This is a genomic window from Paracoccus ferrooxidans, from assembly GCF_029909815.1.
Lineage (GTDB): Bacteria > Pseudomonadota > Alphaproteobacteria > Rhodobacterales > Rhodobacteraceae > Paracoccus > Paracoccus versutus.
This window is the reverse complement of sequence record NZ_CP038202.1, coordinates 679,475-692,880: the sequence shown is the minus strand read 5'-3', so window position 1 is coordinate 692,880 and position 13,406 is coordinate 679,475. Positions and strand designations below refer to the sequence as shown.

Genomic DNA, 13,406 nt, shown 5'->3' with positions numbered 1-13,406 from the left:
GGGGCATGGCCCAGGCCGCCACCCCAAGCCAAGGTGTGATCCATGACCGACGCCCCCACCCAGAACGTGATCGCATTCCAGGGCGAGCCCGGCGCCTACAGCCATCAGGCCTGCCGCTTCTATCGCCCGCAGATGGAGGCGCTGCCCTGCCGCACCTTCGAGGACACGATCGAGGCGGTGCGCGGCGGCAAGGCCGAACTGGCGATGCTGCCGGTCGAGAACTCGACCTATGGCCGGGTCGCCGACATCCACCACCTGCTGCCCGAAACCGGGCTGCACATCATCGACGAGGGCTTCGTGCGGGTGCGCATCAGCCTGCTGGCCGTGCCCGGCACCAAGCTGTCGCAGGTCAGCGACGCGATGAGCCACCCGGTGCTGCTGGGCCAGTGCCGCGGCTTCCTGCGCCGCCACGCCATCCGCGGCATGGTCGGCGCCGACACCGCCGGCTCGGCGCTCGAGGTCGCGCGCCGGGGCGAGCCGTCGCTTGCCGCGCTGGCCGCGCCCCTGGCGGGCGAGATCTACGGGCTCGAGGAGCTCGCCTCGGGGATCGAGGACCGGCAGAACAACACCACCCGGTTCCTGGTCATGGCGCGCCAGCCCGATTTCAGCCGCCGCACCAATGCCCAGGGCGGCACGACGATGATGACCAGCTTCGTGTTCCGGGTGCGCAACATCCCGGCCGCGCTCTACAAGGCGCTTGGCGGCTTTGCCACCAACGGCGTCAACATGACCAAGCTGGAAAGCTACATGGTGGACGGCGTCTTCACCGCCACGCAATTCTATGCAGACATCGAGGGCCACCCCGAGGATCCGCATGTCGCCCGCGCGCTGGAAGAGCTGGATTATTTCACCTCCAGCCTGAACATCCTGGGCGTCTATCCCGCCGATCCGCTGCGCGCCGCGCAATCGCAGGCGGCGGCCGCCGCCCGATAGGCGGGCCGGCCGTCAGGCAGCCTGCGCGCCCGCGGCCAGGTCGGCGATGAACTCGCCGATCCGTCGGGCGAACTTGCGGTCCAGCTGCGCCTTGCCCAGCTTGGCGGTCTGCAGCATCAGCCGCGCCTTCATGCTGCGCGGGCGCGCCTCGGTCTCGAAGATCAGCCGCGATTTCGTCCGGGTCAGCGCGACCACGGTCATGCGGATGACCAGGTCAAGCTGGTCGGAGGTGGCGTTGATGACCATCGCCTCGGGCGCGTCCAGCCGCGCCACCTCGGCCGTCACTTCGCGATGGCGCCCGCGCCAGTCGAAGCCGATCAGCCAGCGCATCCCGACCCCAGGGGCGGCCAGGTCGTCCAGACGGCGCACCGTGGCGCCGCGCCGCACCAGCATCCGCTCGATGGCGTGAAAATTGCTGGCTGCACGGAACAAGGCCTCCGCGGCCAGATCGACGTCCCTTCGGGTCGAAAACTTCATGGCTGATCCAGTCAAATCAAAGAAACAACGCGCCGCCGCGGTTCATCCCATGTTGCGCCGGGGCATGCAAGCCGCAGCCTGCGAGCGCTGATCAGCCGCAGGCGTGAAATGCAATCTGCAGTTGCATTATGCGCGAATAGTCTGCATTCATGCGGCATGACTCGCATAGGCCCCATCACCAAGCCGCATTTTGGCGCCAAGTCCATGGCAGTTCGCGTCTTGGCGACGACCGACCTGCACATGCATATGCTGGGTTATGACTATTTCGCCGACCGCCCCTCGGGTCGGCTGGGGCTGTCGCGGGCGGCGGCGCTGATCGCCCGCGCACGCCGGACGGCGCGCAATTGCCTGCTGTTCGACAATGGCGACGGGCTGCAGGGCAGCCCGATGGGCGACTACCTGGCCGAGATGGACGACATCGGCACCCGCCAGCCGCATCCGGCCATCGCGGCGATGAACGCGCTTGGCTATGACGCGGCGACCATCGGCAACCATGACTTCAGCTTTGGCCTGGGCTTTCTGCGCCGCACGCTCGAGGGCGCCGAGTTTCCCGTGGTCTCGACCAACCTGCGCCCGCTGCGCCCGCTGCCGGTGCAGACCCATGTCCTGCTGACGCGGCAGTTCCGCGACGACCAGGGCCGGCCGCATGCGCTGCGCATCGGCGTGCTGGGCTTTCTGCCGCCGCAGACCGTGGAATGGGAACGCGGGCTGAAAGCCGAGATCGCGGTCCAGGACATCCTGCTGGCCGCCCGCACCGGCATCGCGACCCTGCGCGAACAGGGCGCGGACCTGATCGTGGCGCTGGCCCATAGCGGCATCGGCGCGCTCGCCCCGGCGCCGATGATGGAGAACGCGGCCACCGCGCTGGCCGCCCTGCCCGGCATCGACGTGGTGATCGCGGGCCATACGCATCGGGTGTTCCCCTCGGGCGACCATCCGCAGGGGCCGGGAATCGACGCCCGCCGCGGCACGCTGGCCGGCAAGCCCGCGGTCATGCCTGGCTTCTGGGGCTCGCACCTGGGGGTGATCGACCTGCGGCTGGAACCCCTGGCCCAGGGCTGGCGCATCGCCGACTTCACCTGCCGCGCCGAGCCGGTCGGCGCCGAAGAGGACCATCCCGCCGTCACCGGCCCCGCCCTTTCCGCCCATCGCCAGACCCTGCGGCATTTCAGCCGCCGCATCGGCCGCACCGAACGGCCGCTGAGCAGCTATTTCTCGCTGATCGGCGAGGATCCCGGCCTGCGGCTGGTGGCCATGGCGCAGCGCTGGCACGTGCGGCGCGCCCTGCGCGGCACGCGCTGGCAGGACCTGCCGATCCTGTCGGCGGTCGCGCCGTTCCGCGCCGGCGGCCGCGGCGGGCCGCAGCATTACACCGACGTCCCGGCCGGGCGGCTGACGCTGCGCAACATCGCCGATCTCTACCTGTTCCCGAACCGGATCTGCGCCATCCGCCTGACCGGGGCCGAGCTGCGCGAATGGCTGGAGCGCTCGGCCAGCATGTTCCTGCGCATCGAGCCGGGCAAGCCGGACCAGCCGCTGATCGACCCCGAGTTTCCCAGCTACAATTTCGACATCATCGACGGGCTGGGCTGGCAGATCGACCTGAGCCGCCCGCCGCGCTACGCGCCCGACGGACGGCTGGCCCATCCCGATTCGCACCGCATCTGCGCGCTGAGCCACCGCATGCGCCCGGTCGCGCCGGACCAGCCCTTCATCCTGGTGACGAACAGCTACCGGCTGTCGGACAGCGGGCTCTTCGCCTCGGTGGCGGCGGGGCGACCGGTGCTGCTGGACGGCTCCTCCCCCACCCGCGAGGTGCTGCGCCGCTATGTGGCGCAGCGCCGGGTGCTGGCCCCCAATCCCCGCGCGGGCTGGAGCTTTCGCCCCCTGCCCGGCACCTCGGTCCTGTTCAAGACCGGGCCGGCCGCCGCGGGGCACCTGGACGGGCTTTCCACGCCGGTCGAGCCGGCCGGAATCGCCCCCGACGGCTTCCTGCGCCTGCGCCTGCATCTGTAAGCGGCCAAGCCGCTTGCATCCCGCCGCGCGCGCGCCTATCTAGGCGGCGAGAGGTTGGCGCGGGCAGGCGCCTCGCCAACCCGGTCAGGTCCGGAAGGAAGCAGCCGTAACGAGCCCCGCTTGGGTCGCTGTCCAGCCTCTCACCCAGCTCCTCCCCCCGGATCGCCAAGGCTCCTGCCGGGATGCGGCCGAACAGGGCCCAAGCTATCTGCGGCCGAAAAGCTGGGACAGGTCGTAGGAATCGCGCTCGCCGATATTGCCGGCATCCTTCTCCAGGAATCGCTCGGCCGCCTCGACCCCGGCATCATGCATGCGCTGCAACAGGCCGGGATTCGGCAGCAGCTTGGTCCGCGCGCTCAGCGAATTCATCAGATCCTCGTCCATGATCGCATGCAGCAGCACGTTCTTCATCGGCCGGCCGGTCAGCCGCTCCTCGGCATGCAGCCGCTTGACGAAATTGATCGCGCGCAGTTCGGCCAAGAGCGCCGCGTTGAAGCTGATCTCGTTCACCCGGTCCTGGATCGCGGCCGGGGTCTTGGGGATCGCCTCGCGCAGCATCGGGTTGATGTTGACGATGACGATGTCGCGGGGCAGGTCCGGGCGATACAGCGGGAACAGCGCCGGATTGCCGGAATAGCCGCCGTCCCAATAGGCCTCGCGCCGGCCGGTCAGCGGATCGTCGATCTCGACGGCGCGGAACAGCTCGGGCAGGCAGGCCGAGGCCAGCACCGTATCGACCGTCACCTCGGCCCCGCCAAAGATCCGCACCAGCCCGGTGCGCACATTGGTCGCGGTGACGAAAAGCACCGGCCCCTCTTCGCGGCCCAGCCGGGGATGCGGCATCTCGCGCAGGATGGCGGCCAGCGGGTTGGTATAGAACGGACCCGAATCATAGGGGCTGAACACCCGCGTCAGCGATCCCAGCCAGGCCACGGGGGAAAACAGCTCGGTCAGCCGCTGCCAGGCGCGCGGCACCGGGAACATGGAATGCAGCCAGCGCACCACGGAATTGTCGCTGACCTGCCCGACCTGCGACCAGATATGCGCCAGGTTCTGCCGCGCCGCCTCGCGCCCGCGCCGGCCCGGCCCGCAGGACAGGCCGGCCGCCAGCGCCGCCCCGTTGAGCGCCCCGGCCGAGGTGCCGCTGATGCCGCGAATCTCGATGTCCGGCTCGTCCAGCAGCCGGTCCAGCACCCCCCAGGCAAAGGCGCCATGCGCGCCGCCGCCCTGCAAGGCCAGGTTGATCCGCTTGACCGCCATGCCGCCCCCGTCCGCTGCCATCCGCGTCGCAGGCTAACCCAGTGCCGCGCGACACAAAACCCCGGAACCCACGCCCGGCCTGCACGCTTCTTCGTTCCTCAAATACCCATGCCGCCGTGCCAACGTCGCCCATGCATGGGTATTTGAGGAACAGAGAAAACACTCGCGCAATGCCCCGCGCCCGCGCCGCGCCTGCTTCACCGTTTCCCGAATACCCACGCGACCGCGCCACGGGCGCGGCGGATCAGTCCTCGGCCTGCGCCTCGGCCCGCGACTTGCCGGCCACGTCCAGTGCCAGCGTTGCGGCCATGAATGCATCGAGCGCCCCGTCCAGCACCCCTTGCGTATCCGAGGTCTCGTGCCCGGTGCGCAGATCCTTCACCATCTGGTAGGGATGCAGCACGTATGAGCGGATCTGGTTGCCCCAGCCGGCATCGCCCTTGGCCTCGTGCTGGGCGTTGATCGCGGCGTTGCGCTTGTCCAGCTCCAGCTGATAAAGCCGCGCCTTCAGTGCCGCCATGGCGTTGGCGCGGTTCTGGTGCTGCGACTTTTCCGAGCTGGTCACAACGATGCCCGTCGGCAGGTGGGTGATGCGCACCGCCGAATCGGTGGTGTTGACATGCTGCCCGCCCGCGCCCGACGAGCGGTAGGTGTCGATCCTGATCTCGTTGTCGGGGATGGTGATCTCGATATTGTCATCCACCACCGGATAGACCCAGACCGAGGAAAACGAGGTATGCCGCCGCGCCGCCGAATCATAGGGCGAGATGCGCACCAGCCGATGCACGCCCGATTCCGACTTCAGCCAGCCATAGGCGTTCGGCCCGGAAATCTTGTAGGCGGCGGAACGGATCCCCGCCTCTTCGCCCGGCGTCTCGGACAGAAGCTCGACATTGTAGCCTTTCTTCTCGGCCCAGCGGACATACATCCGCGCGAGCATGCTGGCCCAGTCGGCGCTTTCCGTGCCGCCGGCGCCGGCATTGATCTCGAGGAAGGTGTCGTTGCCGTCGGCCTCGCCGTTCAGAAGCGCCTCCAGCTCCTTCTGCGCGGCCAGTTCCGCCAGGGATTTCAGCGCGCCCTCGGCATCGGCGACGATCTCGGCATCGCCCTCGGCCTCGCCAAGCTCGATCAGCTCGGCATTGTCCTTGAGCTCGGTGTCGATGCGGCGATAGGTCTCGACCGCATCCGAGAGCATCTGCCGGTCGCGCATCAGCTTCTGGGCACGGGCCGGGTCGGACCAGATGTCGCCGGCCTCGATCATGGCGTTCAGCTCTTCCAGCCGGTGCGGCGCGGTTTCCCAGTCCATGCGCTGGCCGAGCAGTTTCAGCGATTTGCGAATCGCCTCGATGGTGGCTTGGGTTTCGGCGCGCATGGGCACTCTCTGGGTTCGGATTTCGGTCAGGGCAGGACAAATAACGCGGGCGGCGGGCGGCGGCAAGCGCCAGCCCTCAATACAGCCCGCCCGAGGACAGGGTGCCGAAATCGGCCTTCTTCGGGATCACCTTCTTCTTGCCGGTCGAGGTCGTCACCGCCTGCCCGCCGTCGCGCGCCTCGGTGAACAAGGGCAAGGTGCCCGGATCGGCACGGCCGAAGCCGCCGTCGACCAGCATCAGCCCGGTCAGATCCTGGCCGTCGCGGAAATATTCGGCGATGACGTTGTCGCCCTTGGCATCCGGGCCGAGGATCGCGCCGCTGAAGCGGTCGATGTTGACGAAATGCCCGCCCGGCGGAACCTTGAAGGCGGTGCCGCCGAATTCCTTGACCGCCTCTTGCATGAATTCGTTGAAGACCGGCACGCAAAGCGTCCCGCCATAGGCGTTGGCGCCCAGCGTGCGCGGCTGGTCGTAGCCCAGATAGCAGCCGGCGACGATGTTCGAGGTGAAGCCGATGAACCACACGTCCTTGGCATCGTTGGTGGTGCCGGTCTTGCCGGCCACGGGCACCGGCAGGCTGACCCCGCGCCCCGAGCCGCGCTTGACCACGCCCTCGAGCATCGAGGTCAGCTGGTAGGCGGTGATCGCGTCCATCACCCGTTCGCGGTTCGAGCGGATCTCGGGCGCGGCGCCGGCGGGCAGGGTCGGCTGGCCGCAGGTCACGCAGTCGCGGCGGTCGTGGCGATAGATGGTGCGGCCGCGGCGGTCCTGCACGCGGTCGACCAGCGTGGGTTCCACCCGCTCGCCGCCATTGGCGAACATGGCATAGGCGGCGACCATCTTGAACAGCGTCGTTTCCTGCGCGCCCAGCGAATTGGCGAGGAAATGGCCGAGATGGTCGTAGACCCCGAATTTCTCGGCATATTTCGCCACCGTGTCCATGCCGATGCCCTGGGCGATGCGGATGGTCATCAGGTTCCTGGACTGCTCGATCCCGGTGCGCATCGGCGTCGGGCCATAGAACTTGCCGCTGGCGTTCTTGGGCGTCCACAGCCCCTGCGGCGTGTTCACGGTGATCGGCTCGTCCACGACGATGGTCGCGGGGTTGAAGCCCGAATCCAGCGCCGCCGCATAGACGAAGGGCTTGAAGCTGGAGCCCGGCTGGCGCTGCGCCTGGGTGGCGCGGTTGAAGACCGAGCTTTGATAGGAAAAGCCGCCCTGCATGGCGATGACGCGGCCGGTGTTCACGTCCATGGCCATGAAGCCGCCCTGCACCTCGGGCACCTGGCGCAGGGTCCAGCGGATGAAGCTGCCGTCGCTGTCGCTGGTCATGCGCCGCACCAGCACCACGTCGCCCACATCCAGCAGGTCCGAAGCCACCTTGGCCTTGGGCGCCAGCGTGCCGTCGGCCAGCCGCTTCCTTGCCCATTGCACGTCCTTGGCCGGGATCTGGGCGGTGCCCTCGATCCCCTCGATGCCGATGGTGGCCTCGCTGTCCCCCAGCGCCAGCACCACGGCCGGAAACCAGCCCTCGATGTCGCGGGGCACATCGGCATCGGACAGCGCCGCGCGCCATGCCTGCTCGTCGCCCAGCTGCTCGGCCGGGATCTTGACGCGGGTGCCGCGCCAGACGCCGCGGCCGCGGTCGTATTTCTCGAGCGCCTGCTGCAGCGCATGGGCGGCGACCTGTTGCAGCTTGGGGTCGATGGTCGCCCGGATCGCCAGCCCGCCGCCGAAGAACTCCTCGGCGCCGAATTGCGCCGAAAGCTGGCGGCGGATCTCGTCGGTGAAATAGTCGCGCGGCGGCAATTGCTGCTGGAAGGCGGGGAAATCGCCGTTCTGGACCGAGCGCAGCGGCTGCCTGGCCTCGGCCTCGTAGGTGGCCTGGTCGATATAGCCGTTCTGCCACATCTCGCGCAGGACATAGTCGCGCCGTTCGGTCAGCGCCTCGCGGGCGCGGACGGGGTGATAGCGGCCCGGCGCCTTGGGCATGGCGGCCAGCGTCGCCGCCTCATGCGGCGCAAGCTCGGTCAGCGGCTTGTTGAAATAGCTTTGCGCCGCCGCGGCCACGCCGAAGCTGTTCTGTCCCAGGAAGATCTCGTTCAGGTAAAGCTCGAGGATCTGGTCCTTGCTGAGGGTCGATTCCAGCCGGGTGGCCAGGATCAGCTCCTTGATCTTGCGCTCGACGCTGCGGTCGCTGGACAGCAGGAAGTTCTTCATCACCTGCTGGGTGATGGTCGAGGCGCCGCGCAGGTTGCGCCCGCCCGAGCTGATCGCATCCAGCGCCGCCTTGCCCATGCCCATCGGGTCGAAGCCGTGATGGCTGTAGAAATGCTTGTCCTCGGCGCTGATGAAGGCCTGCTTCACCAGCGGCGGGATCTCGTCGATGGGCACGAAGATGCGGCGTTCCTCGGCGAATTCGTCGATCAGCCGCCCTTCTGCGGAATAGATCCGGCTGATGGTCTTGGGCGCGTATTGCGCCAGCTGCTCATGGCTGGGCAGGTCGCGCGAATACATCCAGAACACCGCGCCCACGGTCAGGGCGATGAAGAAGACCGCGGTCACGAGCCAGGAAAAGATCGCACCGATGAAGGACAGCAGGAAGCGCAGCAATGGGCAAGCCTCTGGGGATAACCTGCGCCTCTATAGACAGCGAGGCCGCGCCCGTCAAAGCAACCTTGCGCTACTTGCGCAGCAGGGCGGCGCGGGCGGCATCGTCCTGCGCCCAAAGCCCGATGGCCTGGGCCAGCGCCTGCGCGGTCTGCGCGCGCCACTCGGGGTCGAACAGGTTGGCGCGGTCGCCCGGATCGGTCAGGAAGCCCAGCTCGACCAGGACCGAGGGGATGTCGGGCGATTTCAGCACCGAAAACGCCGCGCCGCGCACCGGCCTGCGGTGCATGGCGATGCCCGCCCGGTTCAGCTCGGACACCGCGAACTTGGCGAAGGCTTCCGAGCGCGGATGCGTCTCGGTCCGCGCCAGGTCCATCAGCACGTCGGCCAGGTGGTCGTCGGTCCCCGACAGGTCCAGCCCGGCCAGCAGGTCGGCGCGGTCGTGGCGCATGGCCAGTTCGCGCGTGGCGCGGTCGTCGGCCTGCGGGTTCCAGACATAGATCGACAGCCCCGCCGCCTCGCCCGCCGGCAGCGCATCGGCATGGAGCGAGATGAACAGGTCCGCCTGCTCGGCGCGGGCAATGGTCATGCGCCGCTCCAGCGGGATGAAGCTGTCGTCCTTGCGGGTGGCGATGACCTCGAAACCGGCGCGGTTCAGGATCTCGGTCAGTTCGCGGGCAAAGCCCAGCATCAGCGCCGCCTCGCTGATCGCGCCGACCTGGGCGCCGGGGTCGTGGCCGCCATGGCCGGGGTCCAGCGCCACGCGCAGGGGCCGGGTGCCGGCGCGGCGCGGCGGCAGCGGCGCCACGGCCGCCGGCTGCGGCAAGTCCCACAGCGCCGAAAGCGCATTGCCGCGGGTGACGAAATCCTCGGGCTTCACCGGCTCCATGCGCAGCTTGACCAGCGCCCCCTGGGCGCCGCCCGCGGCCGGGCTTTGCACCGCCAGCCGCAGCGCATAGGGGCCGGGCAGTTCCATCACCAGTCGCGACCAGCCGGGGCGAAAGCGCCCCCAGCGCAGCGCCGGCACCAGTTCGCGCCCCGGTAGCGCCTCGGCATCGGCGCCGGAAAAGTCGATCTCGCGGAAATCCACCACCAGCCGCGGCGGCCCGTCCAGGAAATAGACCCGATAGGGCACCGGCCGGCTGATCGTCAGCCGCAGCTCCATCGGCCGCGGCTTGCCGCGGTCGCGCCCCTCGGCCACCAGCGAGGATTGCGCCAGATCGACCCTCGCCACGGCCGGGCGCGCGCCGTCATCGGCCAGCGCAGGCCAGGCAAGCCAGACCAGCAGGATGGCGCAAAGCCATCTCATCGTGCCGCCATGAAGGCCGCCAGACGGTCGAGCCCCTCGGCGATCTCGGCTGCCCCCGCCGCATAGCTGAAGCGCAGGGTCTGTGCGCCGCGATGGGGGTCGAAGTCCAGGCCCGGCGTCACCGCCACCCCGGCCCTTTCCAGGATTTCCGCGGCGAAGGCCAGGCTGTCCGTCGTCAGCTCCGACACGTCGGCATAGATGTAGAAGGCGCCTTCGGGCGGCGCGATGCGCGAAAATCCGATCTTGGGCAGCCGCTCCAGCATCAGCCGGCGGTTCTCGGCATAGACGGCCAGGTTCGCCTCGGCCTCATCGACGCAATCCAGCGCCGCCAACGCCGCGACCTGGCTGGCATGGGGCGGGCAGATGAACATGTTCTGCGCGATCCGCTCGACGGTGCGGATCATGCCGTCGGGCACCACCATCCAGCCCACGCGCCAGCCGGTCATGCTGAAATATTTCGAGAAGCTGTTGATGACGAAGACCTCGTCCGTCACCTCCAGCGCGGAATGGAAGCCCGCGCCATAGTCCAGCCCGTGATAGATCTCGTCCGAGATCACGTTCATGCCCAGCTCTGCCGCGCGCGCGGTCAGCCCCGCCAGCTCCTCGCGCCGCAGCACCGTGCCCGACGGGTTGCCGGGCGAGGCCAGGATCAGCCCCTGCGCATCCGCCGGCAGGTCGCCCGGGCGCGGCTGATAGCGATCCTCGGCCCGCGTCGGGATGCCCACCGGCTCCAGCGACATGGCGCGCAGGATCTGGCGATAGCTGGGATAGCCCGGCTCGCCAAGCGCCACCCGCGCGCCCGCGTCGAAAAGCGCCGAGAAGGCCAGGATGAAGGCGCCCGAGGAACCCGGCGTCACCACCACCCGCGCCGGGTCGAGGTCGAGCCCATACCAGCGCTTGTAAAGCCCGGCGATGCCCTGGCGCAGTTCCGGCAGGCCAAGCGCGACCGTATAGCCCAAGGGCCGGTCCAGCGCCGCCGCCAGCGCCCGGCGCGCGCCTTGGGGCGCCGGGGTCGAGGGCTGGCCGACCTCCATGTGGATGATGCGGCGGCCCTGGGCCTCGGCCTTGCGGGCGGCCTCCATCACATCCATGACGATGAAGGGATCGACCTGCCCGCGGCGGGATTGTCTCATGTCAGCCAGCCTCATGGTTTTGGCCGGGTATCCGCCCTGCGGCCGGCCCGGTCAAGCCCGCGTGATGCCCCGGCCGGGCGCTTGCAACGCCCCGCGCAAGCGGTCAAGTTGCCGGGAACTGGAGAGGATTGCCCGATGAAAGCCCTTGTGACCGCAGCGCTGCTGGCTGCCACCGCCCTGCCCGCCGCGGCCTTCGACCCCGCGAACATGACCGAGGCCGAGAAGGCCGCCTTCGGCGAGGCGGTGCGCGACTACCTGATGGCCAATCCCGACGTGCTGATCGAATCGATCAACGTGCTGGAGGAACGCCGGCTTGCCGACGAGGCCCGCAACGACGAGCTGCTGGTCGAGAACAACCGCGAGGCGATCTTCCAGGACGGCCACAGCTGGGTCGGCGGCAATCCCGAGGGCGACGTGACCCTGGTCGAGTTCGTCGACTACCGCTGCGGCGTCTGCAAGCGGGTCAGCCCGGACGTGGAGAAGCTGATCTCGGCCGATGGCAATATCCGCTGGATCGTCAAGGAATTCCCGATCCTGACCCAGGAAAGCGACATGGCCGCGCGCTTTGCCGTCGCGGTGCAGCAGGAAGCCGGGCCCGACGCCTACAAGAAGGCGCATGACGCGCTGATGGAATCGCGCGGGCCGGTGAACCTGGAAAGCCTGGCCAAGCTGGCCGGAGACCTGGAGCTGGACAGCCAGGCGGTGCTGAACCGGATGAACACCGAAGAGGTCTCGGCCGTGCTGCGCAAGAACCACCAGCTGGCCGAGCAGATGCGGATCATGGGCACCCCCACCTTCATCATCGGCGGCGAGATGCTGCGCGGCATGCCCACCGAAGGGCTGGAGGGCGCGATTGCCCGTGCGCGCGAGGCCAAGGCCGAGGGCTGAGGCTGCGCCGCCTGGGCGGGTTGCGCGGGCGGCATGGGTATTTCTGGAACGAAGAAGCATGGGGCGGCGCATGGGGCCGCCCTTTCGCTATTCGGCAGCGGATTGCACAGCATGCCCACCGAGGGGCTGGAGGGCGCGATTGCCCGTGCGCGCGAGGCCAAGGCCGAGGGCTGAGGCTGCGCCGCCTGGGCGGGTTGCGCGGGCGGCATGGGTATTTCTGGAACGAAGAAGCATGGGGCGGCGCATGGGGCCGCCCTTTCGCTATTCGGCGGCGGCGGATTGCGCGGCCTCGATCTCGGCGGCGCGTTTCTCGACCAGCTCGACGATATGATCGACCATCTGGGCGTTGGTCATCTTGTGGTTCTGCTTGCCGGCCAGATAGACCATGCCCGAGCCGGCGCCGCCGCCGGTGAAGCCGATGTCGGTCATCAGCGCCTCGCCCGGCCCGTTCACCACGCAGCCGATGATCGACAGGCTCATCGGGGTCTTGATATGTTCGAGGCGCTTTTCCAGGGTCTCGACCGTCTTGATGACGTCGAAGCCCTGGCGCGCGCAGCTGGGGCAGGAGATGATCTGCACGCCGCGGGTGCGCAGGCCAAGCGATTTCAGGACCTCGAAGCCGACCTTGACCTCCTCGACCGGATCGGCGGACAGGCTGACCCGGATCGTGTCGCCGATGCCCATCCACAACAGGTTGCCCAGGCCGATGGCGGATTTCACCGTGCCGGAGACCAGCCCGCCGGCCTCGGTGATGCCCAGGTGGATCGGCGCATCCGTCGCCTCGGCCAGCTGCTGATAGGCGGCAGCGGCAAGGAAGACGTCCGATGCCTTCACGCTGATCTTGAATTCGTGGAAATCATTGTCCTGCAGGATGCGGATATGGTCGAGGCCGGATTCCACCATCGCATCCGGGCATGGCTCGCCGTATTTCTCCAGCAGGTGCTTTTCCAGGCTGCCGGCATTCACGCCGATGCGGATCGAGCAGCCGTGGTCGCGGGCGGCCTTGATCACCTCGCGCACGCGGGCGGCGTCGCCGATATTGCCGGGGTTGATGCGCAGGCAGGCGGCGCCGGCCTCGGCGGCCTCGATGGCGCGGCGGTAGTGGAAATGGATGTCGGCCACGATCGGCACCGGGCTTTCGCGACAGATCTCGCGCAGGGCGCGGGTCGATGCCTCGTCGGGGGTCGAGACGCGGACGATGTCGGCGCCCACGTCGGCGGCGCGGATGATCTGGTCCAGCGTCGCGCGCACGTCCGAGGTGTCGGTATTGGTCATGGTCTGCACGCTGATCGGCGCGTCGCCCCCGACCGGCACGTTGCCGACCATGATCCGGCGCGACTTGCGCCGGTCGATATTGCGCCAGGGGCGGATCGGATTATGCGACATGGCTGGGGCCTTTTCCTGCGC

10 protein-coding genes and 1 other RNA gene are annotated in these 13,406 nt (G+C 68.7%); 4 read left to right on the top strand and 7 right to left on the bottom strand.

The features are described from left to right. Nucleotides 1–42: 42 nt before the first annotated feature. Complete coding sequence (locus E3U26_RS20500) at nt 43–933, top strand: prephenate dehydratase (protein ID WP_036749667.1); 891 nt, start codon at nt 43–45, stop codon at nt 931–933. A 12-nt stretch (nt 934–945) separates the two neighbouring features. Here E3U26_RS20500 and E3U26_RS20495 read toward each other — a convergent pair whose 3' ends face one another. Next, nucleotides 946–1,410 carry a hypothetical protein gene (locus E3U26_RS20495; protein WP_114534955.1) on the bottom strand — a complete coding sequence of 155 codons (465 nt, stop codon included), beginning with the start codon at nt 1,408–1,410 and terminating at the stop codon, nt 946–948. A 204-nt stretch (nt 1,411–1,614) separates the two neighbouring features. Here E3U26_RS20495 and E3U26_RS20490 point away from each other — a divergent pair, with 204 nt between their 5' ends. Together E3U26_RS20490 and ffs are read left to right on the top strand one after the other, a co-directional pair. Beyond that, nucleotides 1,615–3,426 (top strand): bifunctional 2',3'-cyclic-nucleotide 2'-phosphodiesterase/3'-nucleotidase, encoded by a 1,812-nt coding sequence (locus E3U26_RS20490; protein WP_499107475.1) that lies wholly within the window; start codon nt 1,615–1,617, stop codon nt 3,424–3,426. 48 nt (nt 3,427–3,474) lie between these two features. Next, nucleotides 3,475–3,571, top strand: an RNA gene (ffs, locus tag E3U26_RS20485) — signal recognition particle sRNA small type. A gap of 59 nt (nt 3,572–3,630) precedes the next feature. Here the strand turns inward: ffs and E3U26_RS20480 are convergent. From E3U26_RS20480 to E3U26_RS20460, 5 genes are all read right to left on the bottom strand, one after another. After that, nucleotides 3,631–4,686 (bottom strand): patatin-like phospholipase family protein, encoded by a 1,056-nt coding sequence (locus E3U26_RS20480; RefSeq protein ID WP_036749771.1) that lies wholly within the window; start codon nt 4,684–4,686, stop codon nt 3,631–3,633. A gap of 244 nt (nt 4,687–4,930) precedes the next feature. Further along, entirely contained in the window at nt 4,931–6,058 is a 1,128-nt protein-coding gene (gene prfB, locus E3U26_RS20475) for a peptide chain release factor 2 (RefSeq protein ID WP_036749659.1), read from the bottom strand. Nucleotides 6,059–6,134: 76 nt separating this feature from the next. Next, nucleotides 6,135–8,672, bottom strand: coding sequence for a penicillin-binding protein 1A (locus tag E3U26_RS20470; RefSeq protein WP_499107474.1), 2,538 nt, complete (start codon nt 8,670–8,672; stop codon nt 6,135–6,137). Between the two features lie 70 nt (nt 8,673–8,742). Next, on the bottom strand, nt 8,743–9,978 hold the full coding sequence (locus E3U26_RS20465) for an N-acetylmuramoyl-L-alanine amidase (RefSeq protein WP_499107472.1): 1,236 nt from the start codon (nt 9,976–9,978) through the stop codon (nt 8,743–8,745). Next, nucleotides 9,975–11,111, bottom strand: a complete 1,137-nt coding sequence (locus E3U26_RS20460) for a pyridoxal phosphate-dependent aminotransferase (protein WP_499107471.1) — start codon at nt 11,109–11,111, stop codon at nt 9,975–9,977. Before E3U26_RS20460 ends, E3U26_RS20465 begins: the two co-directional genes overlap by 4 nt. A 135-nt stretch (nt 11,112–11,246) precedes the next feature. On the opposite strand from E3U26_RS20460, the gene E3U26_RS20455 reads away from it, so the two are divergent. Continuing rightward, nucleotides 11,247–11,999 carry a DsbA family protein gene (locus E3U26_RS20455; protein WP_072460739.1) on the top strand — a complete coding sequence of 251 codons (753 nt, stop codon included), beginning with the start codon at nt 11,247–11,249 and terminating at the stop codon, nt 11,997–11,999. A 261-nt stretch (nt 12,000–12,260) separates the two neighbouring features. On the opposite strand, the gene ispG is transcribed toward E3U26_RS20455, so the two are convergent. Then, the gene (gene ispG / locus E3U26_RS20450; RefSeq protein WP_036749646.1) at nt 12,261–13,385 is read right to left on the bottom strand and encodes a flavodoxin-dependent (E)-4-hydroxy-3-methylbut-2-enyl-diphosphate synthase; all 1,125 of its coding nucleotides are present in this window, start codon (nt 13,383–13,385) and stop codon (nt 12,261–12,263) included. Nucleotides 13,386–13,406: the final 21 nt, after the last annotated feature.

Bases quoted from the DNA above. Each gene is read 5' to 3' on its own strand.
- E3U26_RS20460 (WP_499107471.1), bottom strand. From the start codon at position 11,111: ATGAGACAATCCCGCCGCGGGCAGGTCGATCCCTTCATCGTCATGGAT.
- E3U26_RS20500 (WP_036749667.1), top strand. From the start codon at position 43: ATGACCGACGCCCCCACCCAGAACGTGATCGCATTCCAGGGCGAGCCC.
- prfB (WP_036749659.1), bottom strand. From the start codon at position 6,058: ATGCGCGCCGAAACCCAAGCCACCATCGAGGCGATTCGCAAATCGCTG.
- E3U26_RS20465 (WP_499107472.1), bottom strand. From the start codon at position 9,978: ATGAGATGGCTTTGCGCCATCCTGCTGGTCTGGCTTGCCTGGCCTGCG.
- E3U26_RS20490 (WP_499107475.1), top strand. From the start codon at position 1,615: ATGGCAGTTCGCGTCTTGGCGACGACCGACCTGCACATGCATATGCTG.
- E3U26_RS20495 (WP_114534955.1), bottom strand. From the start codon at position 1,410: ATGAAGTTTTCGACCCGAAGGGACGTCGATCTGGCCGCGGAGGCCTTG.
- E3U26_RS20480 (WP_036749771.1), bottom strand. From the start codon at position 4,686: ATGGCGGTCAAGCGGATCAACCTGGCCTTGCAGGGCGGCGGCGCGCAT.
- E3U26_RS20455 (WP_072460739.1), top strand. From the start codon at position 11,247: ATGAAAGCCCTTGTGACCGCAGCGCTGCTGGCTGCCACCGCCCTGCCC.
- ispG (WP_036749646.1), bottom strand. From the start codon at position 13,385: ATGTCGCATAATCCGATCCGCCCCTGGCGCAATATCGACCGGCGCAAG.